Consider the following 23,038-nt stretch of genomic DNA (forward strand, 5'->3'; position numbering starts at 1 on the left):
TGAAATTCACTTGCTGGCGTGGTTATAGCTTGCGGGCTCTAGGCAAGCTGTAGCAGTACTGCGAGTCTAGCGGCTATCTTTCAAGTCGTTTCGAGTGCTCACCATCTTTATCTCTTCTATTCTTCTATGAACACTGCTTCTCCAACCTCTGAAATCCCGCTGCCTTCGCTGGCCTGCGTGGTGGTGGATGACAATGAGATGAGCCGGTTGATGCTGGAACATTATGTGGATATCACCGAAGGGCTGACGCTGGCCGGGGCCTTTGCCGACGGGGTTGCCTGCCTGAACTACTTCCGCACCGGCGGCACCGCCGACGTGCTGCTGCTCGATATCAACATGCCCAAGCTCACGGGTCTGGAGCTGGTGCGCATCTTGCCCAAGCCCCTGCCCGAGGTGGTGCTCGTGACATCGCACCGCGACTACGCCGTTGATGCCTTTGAGCTGCAAGTGGCTGATTACCTGGTGAAGCCGCTCGACTACGCCCGCTTTATTCGCAATGTTGACCGCATTCGGAGCAAGCGGGCGGCCCTACCCCCCCCCGCGACCCCCAACGCCGCGCCCATGTTCAACGCGGAGGGCAACAGCCTGTTTTTGAAGATAAACAACCGCCTCACCCGCGTCAACTTCGATGAGGTGCTCTATATCGAGGCCATGTCGATGTACTCGGTGCTGGTAACTGCCAAGCACAAGCACATTCTCTACGCTACCCTCAAAACGCTGGAAGAGAAGCTGCCCTTCGCGCACTTCATGCGGGTACACCGCTCCTACATGGTGAATACGCAGTGCATTGAGGCCGTGGAAGACAACCAGCTGCAATTGCCTGGCGGCCACACTATTCCGGTGGCCAAAGCCTACCAGGAATCCTTTTTTCGCCGGCTGCGGGGCATCTAGCGCGCTACTTGGCCAGCTCGGCGGGCAGCTCACGCAGGGTAGCCTCCACGGCGGCCAGCAGCTGGGCCACGGCCGCTTGGCGCAGGGCCTCGTCGGGGGCAGGCAGTTGCACGGGGGCTTTCTCCAGGGTGTGCACCGGGGCTAGGGCTCCCGCTATGTTGAGGGTGATGAGGTTGGGCTTGATGTGGTGGACCAACTCGGCCACGGTGGCCCAGTCGTGGGCGGCGGCGGCACCCCGCAGGCGCTCCAGATTGGGGGGAGTGTGCTTCAAAAACGACTCCACCATGCCCGCCACGAAGGCCCGGTTGCCGCGCGCCTCCTGCCGCAGCTGGCTGAGGCTGTAGGGGGGGGCGGGCCGGCGCAGCAGCGCTACCAGCTTGGCATACAGCTGCTCTTCGGCAAAAGGCTTGGCCAGGTAGTCGTCGAGGCCCGCGGCCAGGTACTGCTCATTTTCCTGCCGAAACGCGTTGGCCGTGAGGGCCAGAATGGGCGTGGCGGCCCGCCCGGAGTCGGGGTTCTGGCGTAGGTGCTGGGTCACTTCCAGGCCGCTCATACCGGGCATCTGAATGTCCATGAGCACGATGTCGTAGGCATTTTGCTCCAGCAGGTGCCGGGCCGTGGGGCCATCCTCGGCTTCGTCCACCAGCACGCCCCATTGCAGCAGGTGCAGGCGGGCCACGGTGCGGTTCACGGGGTTGTCTTCGGCCAGCAATGCCCGGCAGCCCGCCAGCAGCCCGCTATTGGTGGCCGGCGGGGGGGTAGGCGGGGGCGCGGTGGTGCGGGTGAGCGGCAGCATAAACGAGAATGTGCTGCCCTGCCCCAAGGTGCTGCTGACCACCAGCTCGCCGCCCAGCTGCGCCACCAGCGCCCGGCTGATGCTCAGGCCCAGGCCCGTGCCGCCGTAGCGCCGGCTGGTGTCGGCGTGGGCCTGGGTAAAGCTTTCGAAGATGCGCCCCAGCGCCTCGGCCTCGATGCCTACCCCCGAGTCTTCTATCTCAAAGCGCACGTGCAATTCGTCGTCAGTGCTGGCTACCAGGTAGCTGCGCAGGCACACGCGCCCGCTGCTGGTAAACTTGATGGCATTGCTGAGCAGGTTGAGCAGCACTTGGTTAAGCCGAAACGGGTCACTGAGGACCCACGGCTCAGCGGGGCTGGTGAAGGGCTCGATGACGAACGCCAGACCCTTGGCCTGCGCCTCCAGCGCCAGCGGGGCCACGGCCTGCCGCACGGCTTCGTGCAGGTGAAAGATGGTGCGCTCCAGGGCCAGCTTGCCCGCCTGAATTTTCGACACGTCGAGCACGTCGTTCAGCACGCCCAGCAGGTGGGTGCCCGAGCTGCGAATGGAGCGCAAAAAATCCTGCTGCTGCGTGCTCAGGGCCGTTTTGGCCAGCAAGGCCGCCATGCCCAGCACGCCACTCATGGGGGTGCGAATTTCGTGGCTCATCATGGCCAGGAAGTTTTCGCGGGTCCGCACGGCTTCTTCGGCCGCCAGCCGGGCCGCCTTCAGGGCCGTGATGTCGGTGCTCACGCTCAGCACCTGCACCGCGCCACCGGGCCGCACCAGGGGGCGCTTCACGCTGTAAAACCAGCGCTGCTCTCCCGTGAGCAGGGTGCTCGATTCTTCGGCCTGTACTTCCTGGTGCGTGGCCAGCACCTGCGCATTCACGGCGGCTTGCTTGGCGGCCTCGCACTTTCTGGCTTGCCGCAGGGCCTCGCTGGCTGGCAGGTGGCCGGCTTCTTCTTCCAGCTGCAGCTGCGCCTGGTTGCCAAAGATGAGGCCACCGGCCGCATCGCGCACATACACCGGGTTGGGACCAGTGTTGAGGATATGACGCATAAATTCCTGCTGCTCGCGCCGGGCCAGTTCGCTGCGCTGGCTGCGCTCCTCGGCCCGCACGCGAGCCGTCACGTCGAGGCCGCAGCCCAGCATGTAGGGCAAGCCCGGCGCTGCCCCCGAAAGCAGGGTGAAGTGTCGCTGGTGATATACCGGCCCATCGGCCGTGGGCGTGCGGTCATCCCAAAAAACGGGCTCGGTGCTCGCTTCCACCTGCTCAAACATGCGGTTGCGCTGCTCGGCCAGGGCTATCGGGAAGGCATAGCGCGCGCAATATTCGTCAATGGTGCGGCCCAGCAGCCAGGCGCGGTGGGCCGGGTCGGGCACGGCCCGAGGGTTGGCGTAGAGGTAGCGGCGCTGCTCATCGAGCACCACAATTTCCACCGGCACTTCGTCGAGCAGCGTTTCGTAGAACGTGCGCTGGGCATCGCGCTGGGTCAGGGCCTGGTGCTGCGCCGTCAGGTCGCGGTAACTGAGCAGCCAGCCGGCTTCGTCCCCTAGCCGCACGGCGCGCACGTCGCGTTCCAGCAGGCGGCCGTCGGCCAGCCGCAGCAGCTGCTTGCCGACGCCGCAGGTCAGGGCCTGGGTAGTCTCGGCATCATAGGCCGCGGGGTCGGCCATGCACGCGCGGGCGCGGGCCATTATCTCGGCCAGTGGCTGGCTCACCCACTGGCTGGCGGGCAGCGGCAGGCTAAAAACCTGGCAAACCTGGTCGTTAATCAACACCACCTGGTAGTCGGCCCCAACCAGTATCATGCCCTCGTTCAGGTTGCCCGTGAGGGCCGCGAGGTGCTGGCGGGCCAGGTCTGCCTCGGCGCGGGCCTGGTGCAGCGCCTGCTCCAGCTCGGCCAGGCGGCCGGGGGCAGGGGCCAGCGGAGCCACGGTGGCAGCGAGGGGTAGGGAACCGGAAGAGGGCATAAGATGTAGAAGCTAACCGGCTTTGAAGGTAAACAAAAAGCCAGCCACCTGGTCGTAAGCGGTTGCCCGTTGGCTGCCCCCGCCCGCCCGCCAGGCGGTACCTTTGCCAAAAAAACAGTTTGCTCGTGAATTTATTTATCGGAAACCTCGGTCAGGCCAGCGTCATCGTGGCCTTCGTGGCGGCGGCGGTGGCGGCCTACGGCTATTTTCAGGCGGCGCGGGGCCGGGCGCTGGGCCAGGCCGATGCCAGCTGGCTGCGGCTGGCGCGGGGCGCGTTTTTCACGCACGGCGCGGCGGTGCTGGTCGTGGTGGGCTGCTTGTTTAATATTATTGCCCACCACCGCTACGAGTACTACTACGCCTGGGCGCACTCCAGCAACCACCTGCCGGTGCAGTACATCATTTCCTGCTTCTGGGAAGCCCAGGAGGGTAGCTTTCTGCTCTGGATATTCTGGCACGTGGTTATTGGCCTGGGCATTATGAGGTTCAACAAGCAGTGGGAAGCGCCGGTGCTGGCCATTTTTGCCACGGTGCAAACCTTCCTGGTGAGCATGATTCTGGGCGTGGTGGTGGCCGGCGTGAAGGTCGGCTCGTCGCCGTTTATGCTGCTGCGCAACTTCCTGGTGGACCTGCCGGTGTGGAAAACCCAGCCCGATTTCGTGCCCAAAGACGGCATGGGCCTCAACGCCCTGCTCCAGAATTACTGGATGGTGATTCACCCGCCTACGCTCTTCCTGGGCTTTGCCCTCACGCTGGTGCCGTTCGCGTTCGCTATGGCGGGCCTCTGGAAAAAAGAGCTGACCACTTGGGTCAAGCCCGCCCTGCCCTGGACCGCCCTCGGCGGTGCGGTGCTGGGCGTCGGCATCATGATGGGGGCCTACTGGGCCTACGAAACCCTCAACTTCGGCGGCTTCTGGAACTGGGACCCCGTGGAAAATGCCGTATTTATTCCCTGGCTGGTGCTCATCGCGGCCCTGCACGGCATGGTGCTGTGGCAGCGGCGGCGCACGGGCCTGCGCACGGCCTACGCCCTGGTGGTGGCCACGTTCGTACTCATTCTCTACGCTACGTTCCTGACGCGCAGCGGCGTGCTGGGCAACGCCTCGGTGCATTCGTTTACCGACCTGGGCCTGTCCGGCCAGCTCATTATCTACCTGGCGTTCTTCACCGTGGGGGCCGTCGCGCTGCTGGCCTACCGCTGGAAATCCATCCCGGTTTCGGAGAAAGAGCTGACCGCCTACAGCCCTGAATTGTGGGTATTCGTGGGCGCTACGGTGCTGTGCCTGGCAGCGTTCCAGGTAGTAGCCACCACCAGCATTCCGGTGTATAATGCTTTTTTGGGCTTCATCGGTATTAAATCGAACCTGGCCTTGCCGGCCGACCAGATTCAGCACTACACCCGCATTCAGCTGTGGACGGGCGTGCTCATCGGCTTCCTCTCGGGCATCGGGCAGGTGATGTGGTGGCAGCGCAACGACAAGCACACCGTCATCAACGCGCTTGCTACCCCCACCATGCTGGCCCTGCTGGGCACGGCGCTGGTAGTGCTGCTCACGCGCTATTTTGGCCACTCCATGTCGGGGCCTTACGTGATGCTGCTGCTGGCCGGCTTGTTCGGCATTATGACCAATGCCAGCACCTTGTTTGGGCTGTGGCGCCGCAAGGTGACGCTCTCGGGCGGGGCGGTGGCCCACCTGGGCATTGCGCTGATGCTGCTCGGCATCCTGGGCTCGGCGGGCTACTCCAACACCATCTCGCGCAACATCAGCGGCAAGCTCATTTCGCGCGAGATGAACGACAAGGACAACGAGGAAAACGTGCTGCTGTGGCGCAACGAAACCGGCGATATGAACGGCTACGACGTGACCTACACCGGCCAGTACCTCGAAGCGCCCGGCGTGCCCGACTACATCAACACTACCCTGCTCTACCGCACCGACGACGAGTACAAGGCCGTGGCCCGCGCCGACATCAAGAGCCAGGGCCAGACCCTGTACCACACCGGCGACACGCTCACCATCCGACCCGAAAACACGTATTATCGCGTCGAGTACAAGGATAAAAAGACGGGCCAGCAATTCACGCTCTACCCCCGCGCCCAGGTCAATGAGGAGATGGGCGGCCTGCTGGCTTCGCCGGCCTTGCAGCGCTTCTGGGACCACGATATTTACTCGCACATTTCGTCGGTGCCCGACCCGCGCAAAGAGATTCCGTGGTCGCCCGCCATTCCGCACGAGCTGAGCGTGGGCGATACGCTTTTTTTGAACGACTATTTCGCCGTGTTCCGGGCCATTGAGCAGGCGCATGAGGTGCCCGGCATCAAGCTGCTGCCCGGCGACATTGCCTTGCAGGCCGACATGATTATCACCGGCGAGAAGGGCCGCCAGTACCACGCGCACCCCGTGTTTCTGTTGCGCGACCGCGAGGTGGGCCATGTGCCCGAAATCATCGAAGACCTGGGCCTCAAGATTACCCTCGACCAGATTGACCCCGTGAAAGGCAAGTTTACTTTCGCCATCAGCACCACCGGCAAGGACTATATCATCCTCAAAGCCACCGAAAAGCCCTTCATCAACCTGCTGTGGGGCGGTACGCTGCTCATGGGCTTTGGCCTGGTGCTGAGCATGCGGCAGCGCCGCGCCGCCCGCGCCGAAGCCCCCGCGCCTACCCCCCGCAACACCGGCCGCGCTGGCGCTGCCCGCCCTCAGGCCGTGGCGTAGCGCGAAGTTTCCACTTCGTGCGCGAGCGCAGCGAGCATCGTCGTTCGCGCCGTGCGGTGCCGTCTGCTCGCTCTGCTCGCGCACGAAGTGGAAACTTTGCGCTACGAAAAAGGCCACCCAATCGGGCGGCCTTTTTCGTGTCAGTTCAGCGGCGCTTACTTCATGATGGCCAGCTGGCGGGTCATGGTTTCTTCGCCGTTGCGCACTTGCAGGTGGTAGAGGCCGGGGGCCAGGCCGCTCAGGTTGAGCGGGTTGGTGAAGTTGTCGCGGGCCGTGCCCGTGTACACTACCTGGCCCAGCATGTTGGTTACCTGCACGCCCAGCGCGCCTTTGGCATTGGCCCCGTGAATTTCGAGGTCAAAGGTGCCCGTGGTGGAAGGGTTGGGGAAGACCGTCACGGCCTGGAGCAGCGCCGCCGAGGTGGTGGCCGTCACGGTGGTGGCCGAAATGGTTAGGTCGTCGATATACAGGTTGCCCTGGCCAGCTGCGCTAATGGCGTGGAAACCCACATACTGCGTGCCGCCGCCGGTCAGCACCGCCACGGCGGGGGTAGCGGCCCCGTCGGCCAGCGCGTAGGCCGTGTTGGTGATGCTGTTGTTGGTGTAAAGGGTAATAGTCTGGCCGGCCGGGGTAGCCGCGGCGCCCGCCTTCACTTCCAGCTTTTCGGTATAGCTGGAAACACTGCCCGCAATGCCTTCGCCCCGGTAGCGGAAGGCCACCTGGTAGCGCGTGTTGGCCGAGGTAACCAACGCCGGCGTGAAAAACCAGTCATCGGCCGCCTGGCTGTTGGCCAGGGCGCTGGTGTAGCGCAGGGCGTTGGGGCTGGAGTTGGGGGTAGTCTTGGTGATGGCCCAGGTAGCGCCATCGTTATTGGCATCGAGAATAGTAATGCCGCAGGGCAGCGCCTGGCCCGAGGGCAGAGTATCAAAATTCTGGCTGTAGGGGAAGGCCGTAACAGGCGCCGTGGCATCGCAGCCCGTGATGAACGTAGCCACCGCCGTAAACAGGCTGTTGCCCCCGGCAGTGCAGTTGCTGCGCACATACACGTTATACGTGGTGGCCGGGCTGAGGCCCGTGAGCGTCACCGGCGAAGTGGTCGTCGTCACGGTCGTGCCGGCCGCGCTGGGGTTGAAGCCCGCTGGCCCGTACACTACCTGGTAGCCGCCGTTGCCGGCCGCCGCCGTAAAGCTGACGGTAGCCGTAGTGGTGCCCGTGCTGGTGGCGATTACGGCCGTGGGCGGGTCGCAGGCCGGCGCGGCCCCCAGCTGCACCTCAATGGCGTAGCGGAAGGGCACGTCATAATCGCTCAGGTCTAGCCAAGGCGCGGTGCCCGCGAGCGAGAAAAAATAGGTGCCGGGCCGCAAGGGTTCTTCTTCCTGAAGCAGCAGACCGGCACCAGTGGCAGTGGTTGCCTGCACTCCTATGTAGAAGGAGCCCGCCGGTATCTGCAGGCCGCCCAGGCTCACCGAAACGGCGCCTTGCGTGGCCGGCCGCGTTTGGTTGGGCGAGGTGTAGAGCACGTTGCCGGGCGCGCCGCTCGTGCCGCTGGCATCGTACACAATCACCTCGTAGGTAACAGGCTGCGTTATGTTGTTGGCCAGGCTATTCAGCCGCAGCACCGCATTGGTGAGCGTAGTGGGCTTGGGCAGCGTAAACTTAACGGCCTGCACGCTGCCCACCCTGGCGCTATCCAGACTTGAGTAATAAAACTGGTTGTTGCTGGGGTCGATATACGATATTAGATTGGTCGTCACCAGCTGGCCGTAGGTGGCCGTGTTGTTGGCCGCGTTGCCATCGCCCGCCACTGTGGCCGTGGCGGTGAGGCTGTTCGTGCCCGTGTTCAGCGTGGCGGGGTAGGCCGCAAACGTCACCGTGGTCGAAGCGCCCGGTGCCAGCGAGGCCACGGTTTGGTTGTCGCTGAAAGTGTTAGCGCCGGTCACGCGCAGGGCCACCGCCACGTTAGTGAGCGTCTGGTAACCCTTGTTGGTCACCACCGCCTGCACCGAGTGGGGTAGGGCCGTGGGGGTAGCAATCTCGCCCAGCGTGTAAAGGGCGCTAAGCGCCACATCGGTAGGCAGCGCCGGCGTGAAATGATAGGTGCGCCCGGCATCGGGCAGCACGCCGTTAGTGATGTCGTGGGCGTTGGTGGTGTAGTTGGTATTCTGAAAAGTAGTAGTGCTCCAGGGGGCATTATAGGTTTTCAGCCCCAGCAGCAGTTGCCCATCGGCCAGCCCCGAGCCTTTGAGGCCCACGTTGGGGAAGCGTATACCGGCCGTGCCGCTGCTTGCCGTGGCCGTGCCATACATAAACTCGATAGTATTAGTCGTTTCGTATAGCTTGAGCTGAAAGCTGAAGTTGGCGTACTGCGTGGGGTTTTTAGCGTCCTGGCCTGCGCCAGCTTTGTCGGCCACATTGCGCCATTGGATGGTGCACACCCGGTTGGGGGCGGTGCCGCTGGTCAGCAACCGGTAGTCAACGGCTCCGGTGCCCGGCACCAAATCGAAGTTGAAGGGCATTACCAGGTTCACATCGGCGGCGCTCGTGCTCGCCAGCGGGTCCACTCCGCTCAGGCCCGCGTTATCGTAGTACATGGCCGCCGACGAGGGTGCCGCGCCTCCCAGGCGAATCAGGCCGTTGGTGTTAAAGACAAACTGCGTGAAGCTGCTGCCGTTGAACGAGAACGTAAAGCCGATATTCTGCGCCGCCGAGTTGGCATCGTCCGTATTGGCCGTAGCGATGGCCGCGCCCGAAGTGCCCAGGTCAGTGTAGGTGCCCGCCACATTGGTAGCCGAGGTGGTCGTGTAGTTCAGGTTCTGGGCTTGCGCTACGGTAGCACCGCCCAGCAGCAGCGCCAGGCCCAGCCGGCCCAGCCGCTGGCCCCAGGCGCGGGCCCGAGAGTAAGAATTGGTCATTACCAAAGAGGGAAAAGGTGAAACAGATAAGTTAGAAAGCTAAAAGGCGAATGATAACCACTTGGCCGTGGCTTTTCTATGAAAATAACCGGGCGAGTTTGGTTTATGCTACAATATGCCGTCTTTTTGGCCTGCCTGGCTCAACTTCTCGACCATTGCGGCACTTTATCGGCTAGAAAGACACTCTTGACGGCACCGCTTATACTTTACGGCGTTTTATGAAAGAAGGTAGTAACTCAACGCTGCGCGTCGGTTTGTTTGGGGCTGGGCGGGTAGCCGCCGCGCTGGCCCCGGCGCTGGTGGCCGCTGGCTGCCCGGTAGTGTTCGTGGCCAGCCGCGCGCCCGGCCCGGCCCAGGCGCTGGCCGCCACGCTGCCCAGCTGCCCGGCCCTACCCCTCGCCCAAGCCCTGGCCGCCCCGCCCCCCGCCGACGTTTACCTACTGGCCGTGCCCGATGCGGCGGTGCCGGCCCTGGCCGCCGCCGGGGCCTGGCCGGCCGGGGCCGTGGTGGTGCACGTGGCCGGCGCGTTGCCCCTGGCCAGCCTGGAGGGGGTAGGGGCCGGGGCCGGCGTGCTGTACCCGCTCCAGACCTTCAGTCCCGGCCGCGCCATCGACTGGGCCGCCGTGCCGCTGTTTGTGGAAGCCACCGACCCGGCCGCCGAGGCCACACTGCTGGTGCTGGCCCACCGTCTCAGCCGGCGCGTGGCGCTGCTTGACTCGGCCCAGCGGCTGCGGCTGCACCTGGGGGCCGTGTGGGCCAGCAACTTCACCAACCACCTGCTGGGCATTTCCCAAGCCGTGCTGGCCGAAGCCGGCTTGCCCTTCGAGCTGCTGCACCCGCTGGTGCACGAAACCGTGGCCAAGGCCCTGGCCGCCCAGCCCTCGGCTTTTGGCGTGCAAACCGGGCCCGCCGTGCGCCACGATGCGCCCACGCTGGCGGCCCACGCGGCGGCCCTGGCGGCGCACCCAACCTGGCAGGCGCTCTATACCGGGCTCACGGCCAGCATTCAGGCGGCGGATTCTTAGTTCCTGTTTCCTAACATTCATATGCTTATAATAGATGGCTTCACAGCCAGGAACTAGAAACTAGGAACCCGCAACGGGGCCTTAACTTTGCGCTTTGCATTACGCCCGCCGGGCATTCCTATTTTGACTCCCTCCACTATTATTTTTCAGTTTCAGGACGGCCAGCCCGCCCAAACGCACGTGGCCGCCAGTGGCGAGTCGGTGCTTGACGTGGCGCTCAACAACGGCATTCAGCTGCAGCACAACTGCGGCGGCGTGTGCGGGTGCAGCACCTGCCACGTGTACATTGACCAGGGGGGCGACGAGCTGCCCGAGATTTCCGAAAAAGAAGAAGATTTTATTGACCGGGCCATCAACCCGCGCATCAGCTCGCGCCTGGCCTGCCAGTGCGTGCTGCCCAACGAGGCGCTGAAGGTGGTGGTCACCCTACCCCCCCAACATTTTCTGGGCCACTAGCAAGGAGTTAGGAGTTAAGAGTTAAGAGTTATGAGCTATGAGTCGGGTGTTGTCCCCTTCATTTTTCGTGACTGCCAACTCTTAACTCTTAATTCTCAACTCTTAACTCTTAACTCAAAAAAAGTGACCCATTACGAGCCGCCCATTCAGTGGGCCGACCACGAAGACGTAGCCATCGCGCTGTACGAAAAATTTGGCGACGATTTTACGGAAGCTAAAATCTACCGCATTCGGTTTACCGAATTGATTGAATGGGTGCTGGAATTGCCTAACTTTGCCGGCACCCGCGAGCAAGCCAATGAAGGCCACCTCGAACAGATTCAAGCCAAGTGGGTATATGAGTGGCGCGACCACCAGTAGCCAACCCCACTTGTCCAGTTTGCGTACAACCAACTCACTGGCATTAAAGGCACCAGTTCTTTTTGCCACGTGAGTGGCAGCCTCTTTTTTTTTCTTTGCCAACCACCATGAAAACTGGGACAGTAAAATTTTTCAATGAAGCCAAAGGTTTTGGCTTCATTACCGATGACAATACGAAAGAGGATTTCTTCGTACACATCACGGGCCTCAACGGCGGCCAGATTCAGCAAAACGACCGCGTGGAGTTCGAGACGCAGGAAGGCCGCAAGGGCGTGAATGCCGTGAACGTAAGGCGCGTATGAGCCAACTGAGTAGCTAAACTCTGCTTTTGGTCAAAAGCCCCTGCCGGTTGCCGGTGGGGGCTTTTTGCTGGGGTAGGGCCGGGCCGGCGCGCCGTATCTTCGGCCTTTCGTGCCCTTGCCCATGCCTGCTGCCCCACTGCCTGCGCCCACCACCGGGCCGCCCGCCGGCGACGCCGATGCGCTGCCGCCCGCCGGCCCTGGTCAGGCCGGCCGCCTGGCCAGGGCCCTGCCGGGACTGGTGCGCTGGCCCAACCTAGCCATTATGCTGCTGAGCCTGGTGCTGGTGCGAGTGCTGCTGCTGCCGGGGCAGCCGCTGGGCGCGGTGCTGCTGGCCCCGCGGTTTGGGCTGCTGGTGCTGGCGGCGCTGCTGGTAGCGGCGGCCGGCTACATCATCAACGACTATTACGACGTCAAGATTGACGCCATCAACCGGCCCGACCGGCTGGTGGTGGGGCGGCTGCTACGCCGCCGCCACGCCATGCTGGCCCACGTGGTGCTGAGTGGGGTAGGGGTGGGGCTGGCCGCGGCCCTGTCGTGGCGCCTGGGGGCCGTCACGCTGGGCGCGGCGCTGCTGCTGTGGGGCTACTCGGCGCGCTTCAAGCGCCTGCCGCTGGTGGGCAACGTCAGCATTGCTACCCTCACGGCGGCGCTCATTCTGCTGCCCGCCTTACTGCCGCTGGCCACCTTAGAGGGCCGGCTCAAAGCCGTGTGGCTCTACGCCTTAGCGGCTTTTTTGCTCACGGTGGTGCGCGAAATAGTGAAAGACCTGGAGGACATGCGCGGCGATGCCCAGCACGGCTGCCGCACGCTGCCGCTGGTGTGGGGGGTAGTGCGCAGCAAATGGGTAGCCGGGTTCTTTTTGATATGCCTGGGCGTGCTGGTGCTGGGCGTGGCCGGGCAGCTGCTGGCCTGGGGCCGCTGGCCGCTGGCCGCCTGGCTGCTGGGGCTGGTGCTGCTGCCGCTGGGCTGGCTGGCCCGCCTGCTGGGGCGCGCCGACCGCCGCCGCCATTTTCGCCAGCTCAGTGCCTGGTGCAAGGGCATTATGCTGGCCGGGGTGCTGAGTATGCTGCTGGTGTAGCGCCGGCAGCCGGGCCCTATTCTACGAAAAATGCTAGTGGCTTGACCTGGCATCGGGCACAAAACAGGGGGTAGGGCTCGCTGACGTTTGGTTTATTGAAACCCACGCCGCACCTTTACACTTTAACAAAAGGACTATACTAATTACTTAGGTGAAAGTAATAGACTCCCTTTGATTACAGTGCTTACTACAAGTTGATTTCTAGTTGTTTTATATGCCTGGTTTTGTTCGGGTGCGGTTGAATGGGAGCGTGAATTGGTTGTTGTTGCTAAGCGTCTGGCTGCTGGGCGCGCCGCTGGCCGGCCGGGCCCAGCGCGCGCCCGTGAGCGGCCACGTGGCGGGGCCGGCCGGCGCGGCCGTAGAACTGGCCACCGTGACGCTGCACCGCGCTGCCGACTCGGTAGTGGTGAAAACGGAGTTCAGCGACGCGGCCGGCGGCTTTCGGCTGGAGGCCCCGGCCGGGCAGGGCTATCTGGTGTCGGTGGCGCAGGTGGGCTACCAGCGCTACTGGAGCCCGGCTTTCGTGCTGCCGGTGGCCGGGCAGGCGCTGGGCGCGGTGCAGCTGGTGGCCCACCAGGCCACCGCGCTCCGGGAGGTGACCGTGACCGGCCGCAAGCCGCTATTTGAGCACCGGGCCGACCGCACGGTGGTGAACGTGGCCGACAGCCCGCTCTCGGCCGGGGCCACTACTTTTGACGTGCTGGGCCGCTCGCCGGGCGTGACCACCGATGGGGCCAGCAACCTGGCCCTGCGCGGTCGTCAGGGCCTGTTGGTGGTGATTGACGGCAAGCGCGTGCCGCTGACGGGGACCGAGCTGGCCGACTACCTACGCGCGCTGCCCGCCGAGCAGGTGCAGCGCATCGAGCTCATTACCAACCCGCCCGCCAGCTACGATGCCCAGGGCGGGGCCGGCGTGATTGCCATCACGCTCAAGAAAGACCAGCGCCTGGGCACCAACGGCAGCGCCAACGCCAGCTACGGCCGGGGCCAGTACGGCAAGTTCGTCGGGGGCCTGGCGCTGAACTACCGCCGCAAAAACCTCAATATCTACGGCAACTACGCCTACGCCGACCGCCGGGGCTACCTGCGCATTGACTTCGACCGGCAGTACGCGGCCGCGCCGCCGCTGCCCGCCGCCAGCAGCCTCATAGCCACCGAGCGCCTCACCTGGCTGCGCTCGCACAGCGGCAAGGTGGGCCTTGACCTCACGCTGAACAAGCGCACGCTGCTGGGCGTGTCGGCCACCGGCCTGGCCAGCCAGACCACCACCGCCACCAGCTCAAACATTCAGTTTTTTGACGAAAACCGCCAGCCGGCCAATCACTATACGTCGCTGGCCGACCAGGACATCAAGCGGCCCAATGGCAGCCTTAACCTGAACCTGCGCCACGCCTTTGCCGACTCGGCCAATGCCAGCTCGCTGGCCTTCGATGCCGACTACGCACGCTACAACACCACCCGCCTGCTGGGGCTCTACACGTATTACGACGCGCCTACCCCCACCACTCTGCTCAGCGGCGACCAGCGCAGCAGCCTCGATATTGGCGCGGTGAAGGCCGACTACAGCCAGCCCCTACCCCACCGCGCGCGGCTTGACGCCGGGGTGAAGGCCACGCGCATCGCCTCGGACAACAACGTGGTGTTCGTGAACACGGTCAACGGCGTGAGCACGATTAACCCCGACATTTCCAGCCAGTTTCAGTACCACGAAAATGTGAACGCCGCCTACGCCAGCGTGTCGGGGGCGCGGGCGGGCACCACGCTGCAGGCCGGCCTGCGTGCCGAGCAGACCAACACCCTGGCCGAAACGCCGGGGGGTAGCAGCCGCGAGCGGCACTACATCCAGCTGTTTCCCAGCTTGTTGGTGCAACATACTATCAATGAGCAGCACGCGCTGGTCTTAGCCGTGGGGCGCCGCATCGACCGGCCCAGCTACAACCAGCTCAACCCCCTGCGCACCTACCTCGATGCTACCTCGTACATCTCTGGCAACCCCAACCTGGTAGCCAGCACCAGCTACAATTTCGAGCTGACGCATACCTACAAGCAAAAATTCAGCACGGCCCTGGCGTATTCGCGCACCGACCAGCCCGTTGTGCCCGCCGTGCTGCTCTCGCCCGATGGCAACCGGATAGTGGTAAACCAGGATGTGAACCTGACCACCCGCCATTTTTACACCCTCACCCTCACGGCCCCGGTGCAACTAGCCAAGTGGTGGACGCTGTACGCCAATGGGTTACTCTACTACAACCGCTACGTGGGCAACCTGGAAAACACCTTCCTCGACCGGGGCCAGGTTGCCGGCAACCTCACGCTCAACAACAGTTTTGCCCTACCCCACGGCTGGTCGGCCGACGTGAACGGGACGTATGAGTCGCGGCAGGTGGGCGGCTTTCAGCTGCTGCGGGCGCAGGGCCAGGTGGCGGCGGGCCTCCAGAAAAGCCTCTGGCACAAGCAAGGCACTCTGCGCCTGAACGTGAGCGATATTTTTTACACCACGCCCCAGCGCGTCACGTCTAACTACGTCAATTTCAGCGAGTACTTTCGTTCGCGCACGGACTCGCGGGTAGGCACCGTGGCCTTCACCTATCGCTTTGGCAACACCAAAGTGGCCGCCGCCCGCAAGCGCGCCGCCGGTGCCGATGAAGAGCTGCGCCGCGCCGCCGGCCAGTAGATGAATGCCATGTGTAGGTGGTATCTTGTTGAAAAATAATAGTTTGTGGGTACTAAGGCGTTGCTCGGTCAACCGCCTACCCCTGTTTTCCGTTGAGGTCCCCACACGCCTCCACTTTATTGTTTTATGCGCATTTTTCCGCTGTTATTAGTTGGGTTGCTTACCATTGCCTTTGGCGCTTCGGCCCAAACCCCGGCCGGCGACCCGCCCGTGCCGGTAAAGCCTGCTAAGCCACTCAAAAAAATTACCATTTTGCCCGTGCCCGTGCTGTTTTACCAGCAGGAGACCGGCGCTGGCTACGGCCTGGGCGGCTTGCTGAGCGGCCGGCTGGGCACCGACACGCTCACGCGCGCTTCCAACGCCCGCGTCCAGTTCTGGACCACCCAGAAAAGCCAGTCGCTCGTGCAGTTCGTGCATACTATTTACTCGCCCGGCGAAAAGTATTATCTGAACGGCGAAATCAGCTCCTATAAAAACCGGCTCTACTTTTTTGGGGTCGGCAATGAAGCGCCGGCTACGCAGACCAGCAACCGCTCGTTCGTAGATTTTCAGCTGTTCATCATCAACCAGCGCATCCAGAAAAGCATTGCTCATAATCAGTTCCTGGGCCTGCAATACCGCTTGTCACGCGTGTTTAACATCGACGAGGAAAAGGGCCGGGTCGATGATAATGGCGATGCCATCGCGGTAGTGGACCCCACTAATGCGGCGCAGCGCAACTACCTGCTGGTTGACCCGCGCGTTGACCTGCGCCAGACGCGCAATTTCAGCCTCTCCGGCATTGGCCCGGTCTATACCCTCGATAGCCGCGATGTGGCCCTGGCTGCTTCGCGCGGCAACCTGCTCGATTTGCAGGTGATGTTTAACGGCGGCTTTGTGGGCTCCGACTACAACTTCGTGCGCTACCAGATTGACGCGCGCCACTACCAGCGCATTTTTAGCGATAAAACCATTCTGGCGCTCCAGTTTCTGGGGCAGTTTCACTCGGGCAACGTGCCGTGGTACGGGCTGGCCGGCATCGGGGCCAACCTGGGCGGCACGCTCTACGACAACGCCAACCTGATGCGCGGCATCTATGAGCAACGCTTCCGCGACCGGCAGCTGATGAGTGCCCAGGCCGAACTGCGCCAGCACTTGTTCTGGCGCATCGACGGGGCAGCTTTCGTGGGCGCGGGCCAAGTGGGCTACAACCTCAACGACTATACTTTGGGGGGCATTCATGCGGCCGGCGGCGCGGGCTTCCGCTTCAACTTCATTCGCCGCGACCGGGTAAATCTGCGTTTCGACTACGCGTTCGGCACCGACCCTGGCTTTTATTTCGCCATCGGCGAGGCGTTTTAAGCGGGTTGAATCTTCTTTCAAAAGCCGCGCTACCCTGGCTGGGTAGCGTGGCTTTTGCTTTTTGGCTAACAATATTAGCTAAACATTTAGTTAGACTAAAATATTGATAAAAAACGGTTTATGCTGAAATAAAGCTTAAATAATTTCTGGATTAATCGAGAAATAATAAAAATTGTCACGCTATTACTCATCCTTGCGCGGGTGCGGGCGTACAAAGCTTTCATTATGGACCAACTTGCCTCGCCAGCCCGCTTTCACGCCACGCGTGAAGCGATGGCCACCGCTCCGCCGGCCCTGCTGCCTCAGCCTCTCACCGAAGAGCAGCTCCTACGCCAGATTGAGCGGACCCTCCACCGCCAGCTACCCCCGCCCAGCGCGGCGCTGCAAGCCTGCGTTATTATTCCGGCCAAGGATGAGGCCGCCAACCTGCCGGCCACGCTGGCCGCGCTGGCCGCTCAGACTACCCTCTGCGGCCAGGCCCTGCCCAGTGGCATGATAGAAGTGCTGGTGCTGGCCAACAATTGCCTCGACCGCACGGCGGCCACCGTGCGCCAGGCTGCCCGCCGCCACCCCAACCTGGTGTTGCACGTGGCCGAAGTGCAGCTGCCCCACCCGCAGGCCCACGTGGGCCGGGCGCGCCGCCTGCTGCTCGACGAAGCCGCCCAACGCCTGGAAAGCACCATTGGGCCCACCGGCGTGTTGCTGAGCACCGATGCCGACACGCTGGTGGCCTCAACCTGGCTGGCCGCCACGCTGCGCGAAATCGAGTTGGGCGCCGAAGCCGTGGGGGGGCGCATCCTCACCCAAATCGCCACCACCACCGAGCGCTGCCCCGTGCGGCGCACGCAGCTCCGCGACGCGGCTTACCGGGTGCTCTCGCGCCAGCTCGAAGACCGGCTGGACCCCTGCGCGGCCGACCGCTGGCCCTGTCACCACCAGCACTACGGGGCCAGCCTGGCCCTCACCGTGCGGGCCTACCGCCGGGTGGGCGGCCTGCCGGTAGTGCCGTTTCTGGAAGATGAGGCGCTGTGGCAGCTGCTGCTGCGGCAAGACTTGCCGGTGCGCCACAGCCCGCACGTGCAAGTGTACACGTCGGCCCGCCGCTGCGGGCGCGTGGCGGTAGGGCTGTCGTGGCAGCTGCGCGAATGGGAAGCCCTGAGCGCCCAGCACCAGGAACCCCTGGTGCCCTGCCCCCACGAGCTGGTGCGGGTGTGGCGCGCCCGCCGCGCGTTGCGCGCCTGGTGGCAGGCCGGCGCGGGCCAGCCCGGCCCCGAGCTGGCCCGCCTGGCCCGCGCCGTCGAAGTGCCCCTGGCCGAGCTGCTGCTCCAGGCGCGCCAGTCCGCTACGTTCGGCCAGCTCTGGCAATGGATTGAGGCTGCTCGCGGGGCTGTTATGCCCGTGCCGCTCAGCGGCGCTTTGCGTGACCTGCGCACCTACCTGCGCGAGGGCGTTGCGGGCGCTTAACACGGCTTCAAGCCGGCGCGAGGGGGTAGGCGGTAGCGCAGATTATTCGCACGAACGCGAATAATATAGACTTTGGCCTAAAATCGGATTAAGCAGTTTTCTCAAATAAATCGAGCCGGTATTTGTCGGCGCGGTGGCCGTGCAGGTGCTGGAGCTTGTCGGTTTTATGCAGGAAAAAATCGTGCACCTCGTCGCCGGTCTGGGGGTAGTCGGGCACCACGGGCGTCCAATGCACCAGCAGCAGCTGCGCGCCGGGGGGCAGGGCGGCCAGCAGCAGGTCGGCGGCGCGGGCCAGGTCGGCGGGCGACCAGTAGTAGCCCACTTCCGACAGCATAATCAGGTCAAACTGGCCCTCGGGAAACTCCTTTGGCACTTGCAGCCGCCGCAGCATTACCTGCGGCAGGCGCGCGCACCGCTGGCGGGCCTGCGCCAGGGCAGCCTCGCTCACGTCCACGCTCAGCAGCTGGCCGCAGCGCGGGGCCAGTTGCGCCGTGAGCACGCCAATGGAGCAGCCAATCTCGAAGGCCCGCTCGTAGTGCGGCCGGGACAGGGCGGCCAGCGTATCGGCATATTTCGTGCGCTCGTAGGGGCTGCTGGCGAAGGCCCAGGGGTCCTCATTGGCCCGGTACACGTCGTCGAAGTAGTTGGGGTCAAGCGTATTGGGCTGGTCTGAATTCATAGGGGTAGGGCGGCTTCGATAAACACTTCGGTGGGTTGGGCAAAATGCGCCAGCATGGCTTCCGACAGCAAAAAGCCGCTGGGGTCGTCGGTGATGGTGCCGGGTGCCAGCTGCGAGCGGTGCGCCGCGATGGCGCGCTGCTTGCGGGCCAGCACGCTGCTGATATCGAGTTGGAAACCAGTGCCCTCGCCCGGCTGGGGCAGGTCGGCGGGGGCGGCGCGCTCCCAGGCCCACACCACGTATTCGAGGCGGCGCGGGGGGGTAGGGAGCCGGGCCAAAGCGGCGCTGGTCAGCAGGCTGCTGGCGCGGTGGTCGGGGTGCGGGTCGCGCCGCCAGGGCACCAGCACCGTGTCGGCTTGCTGCTGGATAATAAAATCAGCCAGCTTCGCGGCGGCAGCTTCAAAAGCCGGGCCGGCGCTGGGCACCTGGCTATCGGGCAGACCTAAATACAGCACGCTATTCTCCTCCACATCGAGCACGGCCAGCGCGTGGCGCAGCTCCGCGTAGCGCAGCTCGCGGCGGGCGGCGGGCGAAAACTCCCGCGAGTGTGGGTGCGACATGCTGCCGTCGCTCACCAGCGCGGCGGCCACGGGCTGACCCGCCTGGCGCAGCAAAGCCAGTAAGCCGCCGCAGCCCAGCGCCTCATCATCAGGATGCGGAACGACGATGACGACGCGCCCCAGCGTGGCTGCGTAGCTGGCCGGCCGCAGGGGGTAGGAGGCGAAGGGTAAAGCGGACATGCCAGGTATTCGGTTGGATGAACTATTTCCAGGCCCAGAGCGAGGCTGAATTATGAATTAAAAATCTGACTCTCAAACAGCGCATTGCAGAAAATATATTTCCGCCGAGCCCGCAAGTCCAATTTGTAACTAATGTTACGCAACGGGGAGTAGCGCGAACTACAAAGTTCGCGCTACTCCCCGTTACCATCTCGAATAAGGTAGTGCGCAACACCAATTCATAATTCATAATTTTTAATTCATAATTCAAACTCCCCCCTGCCACAGCTGGTAAGCCGGCTTGTCCGAGGCCAGCGCGAGGCGGCCGATGTCGGCCTGGGCGGCGTCGGGGGCGGGCTGGCGCAGGTAGTGGGTGAGGTCGCGGTGCAGGCGCTCGAAAGGCTCGGGCTGGAGCAGGCCGCGCGCGCCCACACTACGCTCGGCCAGGCGCAGGGTTTGCAGGCAACTGTCTTCGGTGGTGGTGCGCAGGGCGTTGACGTAGGCCGCGAGGGCTTCGAGGCGGGCGGGCGGCATGTCGGCCGGGGTAGGGGGTAGGGCGGCGTGCTCGGCCGCGCCGCGCAGCCAGCGCTGGCCGGTTTCGTGCAGCAGCAGCATTTCGCCCAGGCGCTGGCGCTGGTAGGGGTCGTCGGTGCGGCCCAGGCGGCGCAAAAAGCGGCGGGTTTCGTCGAGCACGGCCGCGGCTCCGCCCAGCTGCACGGCCGCGAAGCGCGCCGCGCCGCCCCCAAACCACGGGGCGCGGTAATAGTCGTTGGGCTGGCCCACCAGGTCATCCGCCCCGATTTCGAGGCCCGTAAAATCGGCCCGGAAGCTGGCCGTGGCCCGCATGCCCAGGGGCCGCCAGAAGCTGCGGTCCAGCACCGGCGGGTGCTCGTCGGCGCGCAGCAGCACCAGCTGCCAGCCGGCGGGCAGGGGGGGGGTAGGGGCCAGCGCGGGTGCCGGGCCGGGCCCCTGGTCGCGGCGCACGGCGGGCGCGGCCAGCATGCCGGTCAGCACCGGCCGGGTGATGTGCCCCGCGCCCGAGGCAAACGTTTTGGCCCCGCGCAGGCGATAGCGGCCCGGCGCGGCCGGCAGCGGCTCCAAATGCACGCCCTCGGCCGGGTTTTCGGTGTTCCAGACGCCGAAGACGTGGCCAGCACGGGCGTCGGCGGCGGCGCGGGCCAGCTGCGCTGGCGTGCCAAAACAACGAATTAGCAGCAACGCATTCACGTGGCCTTCCCAAAGGCGGCCCACCGCCAGGTTGCCGCGCCCGATGTGGTAGAGCGCTTGCAGCAGCGCCAGCGCGGCGGTTGGCTCACCCAGGCCCGCGCCGCCCAAATGGGGGGGTAGGGCGGCCGTGAGCAGGCCCGCCTCGCGCAGCCAATTCATTTCCTGGGCCGGAAAGCCGCCGATGGTATCGGTGGCCGCTGCCTGGGCCAGCAGGCGCGGGGCCAGCTGCGCGGCAGCGGCTACGACGCTGGCAGGAGTGAGGACGGTGGGCTCGGGCGCTTCGGGCGACTTAAAAGAGGCAAGCAGGTCGGCGGGAGTGAATTCGGTCATCAAGCGGGAGTACTATGAGCAGGCGGTTAAGACTGCATAACTCCAAATCGGGCGCGGGAGTTACCAACCAATTTAGCCTGGGTTTTTTAAGCTGGGCGGTCCCGCGCCCCGGCCGGCCGGGCTGCCATTGCCGGACTCTGTCTTTTGGAAGCTCCCGCTGCTGTCAGCCCCCCGTTCGTTTTCACTAGCGAAACGACCGCGTACACACCCCGAACGACCGCGCACGCACCCCGGACGACCGCGCCGACACCCCGAACGACCGCGCACACACCCCGGACGACCGCGCACGCACCCCGAACGACCGCGCACGCACCCCGAACGACCGCGCACGCACCCCGGACGACCGCGTACACACCCCGAACGACCGCGCACGCACCCCGGACGACTGCGCCGACACCCCGGACGACCGCGCACGCACCTCGAACGATTGAAGCGAGCGATAGGAAATGCAAGGCTTACAAACTGCTGTTACGCCCTATCTTATTCGAGATGGCAACGGGGAGTAGCGCGAACTTGGTAGTTCGCGTCCCCGCGCCGTTAAAGCCAGTAGAACGGCGCGGGGACGCGAACTACCAAGTTCGCGCTACTCCCCGTTGCGTAACATTAGTTACAAATAAGACTTGCGAAACCTGGCGCGAAATGCTGGCTGCGTAAGCCCTGGTAAAATTACTTTTTAGTTTGCCGCTGCGGTGGCTGGCCGACTGCCAACCCCGGCCATCGGCGCGCGTAAGCGCTACTAGCCTATTCGGTTTCAGGGCCGGGCTGCTTATTCAGTATGGCGAAGCAAATCGTAGCAATTCAGTGCCCCAAATGCGGCAGCACGCAGAAAACCGAGATTCGGCCCGATACTTTTCGCTGCGACAACTGCGGCACGGAGTATTACCTCGATAACGACGACATTAATATCAACATCCGGCAGGTGCCGGACCCGATGCCCCGGCCGGCTCCGGTGCCGACCGACCGGATGCGCCTAATCCGGCTGCTGGTTGCGTTGGGAACGGGGAGCATCGTGCTGCTGTTCCTTGTCGTGCATTTTATGGATGGCAACCGGCCTGCTAGCACTGTTCCCCTCGTGCCCAGCTACCAGGAGCCCGCCGAGCAGCCCAGCTGGGACAACGCGAACACCGCGCTGCTGCCCGGTGCCGATGGGCAGCCGATGTTGGTAGTAGCCGGGGAGCGGCAGGTTTCCAGAAAGGAGCTTCCCAAGCTCACCGTGGGCTTTTACGATGCCCGCACCGGGGCGGCGCGGCAGCTCATCGCCCTACCCGACAAAACCCCGACTACCACCGTCGAGGTGAAACTCAAGCAGCTTTCGGACGGGACGCTGTACGGGTTTTGCGAAAACGCCGTGTACCAGCTAAGCGCGGCCCCGCCCGGCGTGCGCAATATCACGGCCACTTTGCAGGCCGGGCAGCCCGCCCTGGCCAGCGGTGTGGCCACCATCGAGCCCGGCCCCGACGACGACGATGCTCTGCGCGTGTTCACCAACGACGGTCACAACCTCAACCTTTACCCCCTCATCCAGCGCACCTATACTAACAAGGAGCAGTGGAGTGCCGCCCACACCTTCGGCACCCTGCGGCCGGGTAGCCCCGCGCGCACGGGCTTTGCCTTCAGCCATGCTTCGGTGGATTATCCCGAGGAGCCCATTCGACTGATTACCTACCAGTACCGCGACAATGGCGGCGGCCCCAAAGATGCGCCGCGGTTTCAGTGGCAGGACGATTACGGCGGCTTCGGGAGCTTCACCGAGGCCGACCCGCACACGAAGGGCTTCCTGACTGCCAGCGATAGGACTCAGGACCGGGTGCTGTCGCTCCGCGACTTCACGCCTGGCCGCCACTACTTCAACCCGGCGGTGCTTTATACGGGGGCGGATTACGTGCTGCTTACCTTTCAGCCCACGGCGGCCCCCAACAGCCCGCGCCTCGTGCAGGCGCTGGATGCCCGCACGGCCGCCATCCGCTTCAGCACCCCGCTGCCCGCCGACGCCAGCGCCCCCGATATGGCCCTGCGCTATCCTGGTGACTTTATTATCGGCTCCGGCCGCACTACCTACACCCTGAGCCCGACCGGCCAGCTCGGCCCGGCCGTTACTGTCAAGTAAT

General features: G+C 64.1%; 16 protein-coding genes. 11 read left to right on the forward strand and 5 right to left on the reverse strand.

Translation table 11 applies throughout. The annotated features are described in order from the left end of the window. Positions 1-126 precede the first annotated feature (126 nt). A complete protein-coding gene (locus A0257_17195) occupies positions 127-891 on the forward strand; it encodes a hypothetical protein (GenBank protein ID AMR28663.1) in 765 nt (254 codons plus the stop codon). Positions 892-895: 4 nt separating this feature from the next. Here the strand turns inward: A0257_17195 and A0257_17200 are convergent, their stop codons facing one another. Further along, complete coding sequence (locus tag A0257_17200) at positions 896-3,643, reverse strand: hypothetical protein (protein ID AMR28664.1); 2,748 nt, start codon at positions 3,641-3,643, stop codon at positions 896-898. A gap of 119 nt (positions 3,644-3,762) precedes the next feature. On the opposite strand from A0257_17200, the gene A0257_17205 reads away from it, so the two are divergent. After that, the gene (locus A0257_17205; GenBank protein AMR28665.1) at positions 3,763-6,363 is read left to right on the forward strand and encodes a cytochrome C biogenesis protein; all 2,601 of its coding nucleotides are present in this window, start codon (positions 3,763-3,765) and stop codon (positions 6,361-6,363) included. Positions 6,364-6,518: 155 nt separating this feature from the next. Here the strand turns inward: A0257_17205 and A0257_17210 are convergent, their stop codons facing one another. Further along, the gene (locus tag A0257_17210; GenBank protein AMR28666.1) at positions 6,519-9,275 is read right to left on the reverse strand and encodes a hypothetical protein; all 2,757 of its coding nucleotides are present in this window, start codon (positions 9,273-9,275) and stop codon (positions 6,519-6,521) included. 218 nt (positions 9,276-9,493) lie between these two features. Between A0257_17210 and A0257_17215 the strand changes: the two genes are divergently transcribed. From A0257_17215 to A0257_17250, 8 genes are all read left to right on the forward strand, one after another. Then, the gene (locus tag A0257_17215; GenBank protein AMR28667.1) at positions 9,494-10,300 is read left to right on the forward strand and encodes a hypothetical protein; all 807 of its coding nucleotides are present in this window, start codon (positions 9,494-9,496) and stop codon (positions 10,298-10,300) included. Between the two features lie 138 nt (positions 10,301-10,438). Continuing rightward, the gene (locus A0257_17220; GenBank protein AMR29823.1) at positions 10,439-10,756 is read left to right on the forward strand and encodes a ferredoxin; all 318 of its coding nucleotides are present in this window, start codon (positions 10,439-10,441) and stop codon (positions 10,754-10,756) included. Between the two features lie 123 nt (positions 10,757-10,879). Further along, positions 10,880-11,116 (forward strand): FeS assembly protein IscX, encoded by a 237-nt coding sequence (locus tag A0257_17225; GenBank protein AMR28668.1) that lies wholly within the window; start codon positions 10,880-10,882, stop codon positions 11,114-11,116. A gap of 107 nt (positions 11,117-11,223) precedes the next feature. Then, positions 11,224-11,418 carry a cold-shock protein gene (locus A0257_17230; protein AMR28669.1) on the forward strand — a complete coding sequence of 65 codons (195 nt, stop codon included), beginning with the start codon at positions 11,224-11,226 and terminating at the stop codon, positions 11,416-11,418. Positions 11,419-11,539: 121 nt separating this feature from the next. Then, positions 11,540-12,496 carry a hypothetical protein gene (locus A0257_17235; GenBank protein ID AMR28670.1) on the forward strand — a complete coding sequence of 319 codons (957 nt, stop codon included), beginning with the start codon at positions 11,540-11,542 and terminating at the stop codon, positions 12,494-12,496. A gap of 238 nt (positions 12,497-12,734) precedes the next feature. Beyond that, a complete protein-coding gene (locus tag A0257_17240; protein AMR28671.1) occupies positions 12,735-15,170 on the forward strand; it encodes a hypothetical protein in 2,436 nt (811 codons plus the stop codon). 126 nt (positions 15,171-15,296) lie between these two features. Next, the gene (locus A0257_17245; GenBank protein AMR28672.1) at positions 15,297-16,511 is read left to right on the forward strand and encodes a hypothetical protein; all 1,215 of its coding nucleotides are present in this window, start codon (positions 15,297-15,299) and stop codon (positions 16,509-16,511) included. A 201-nt stretch (positions 16,512-16,712) separates the two neighbouring features. Then, on the forward strand, positions 16,713-17,975 hold the full coding sequence (locus A0257_17250; protein ID AMR28673.1) for a hypothetical protein: 1,263 nt from the start codon (positions 16,713-16,715) through the stop codon (positions 17,973-17,975). Positions 17,976-18,063: 88 nt separating this feature from the next. Here A0257_17250 and A0257_17255 read toward each other — a convergent pair whose 3' ends face one another. The 3 genes from A0257_17255 to A0257_17265 all read right to left on the reverse strand — a co-directional run bounded on the left by A0257_17255 (position 18,064) and on the right by A0257_17265 (position 20,930). Beyond that, positions 18,064-18,654: a methyltransferase gene (locus A0257_17255; protein AMR28674.1), complete on the reverse strand. Its 591-nt coding sequence runs from the start codon at positions 18,652-18,654 to the stop codon at positions 18,064-18,066. After that, positions 18,651-19,394: a hypothetical protein gene (locus A0257_17260; protein ID AMR28675.1), complete on the reverse strand. Its 744-nt coding sequence runs from the start codon at positions 19,392-19,394 to the stop codon at positions 18,651-18,653. The genes A0257_17255 and A0257_17260 overlap by 4 nt, the downstream gene beginning before the upstream one ends. A gap of 246 nt (positions 19,395-19,640) precedes the next feature. Further along, a complete protein-coding gene (locus A0257_17265; GenBank protein AMR28676.1) occupies positions 19,641-20,930 on the reverse strand; it encodes an acyl-CoA dehydrogenase in 1,290 nt (429 codons plus the stop codon). 775 nt (positions 20,931-21,705) lie between these two features. On the opposite strand from A0257_17265, the gene A0257_17270 reads away from it, so the two are divergent. Next, the gene (locus tag A0257_17270) at positions 21,706-23,037 is read left to right on the forward strand and encodes a hypothetical protein (protein ID AMR28677.1); all 1,332 of its coding nucleotides are present in this window, start codon (positions 21,706-21,708) and stop codon (positions 23,035-23,037) included. Position 23,038: the final 1 nt, after the last annotated feature.

The organism is Hymenobacter psoromatis (genome assembly GCA_001596155.1).
Taxonomy (GTDB): domain Bacteria; phylum Bacteroidota; class Bacteroidia; order Cytophagales; family Hymenobacteraceae; genus Hymenobacter.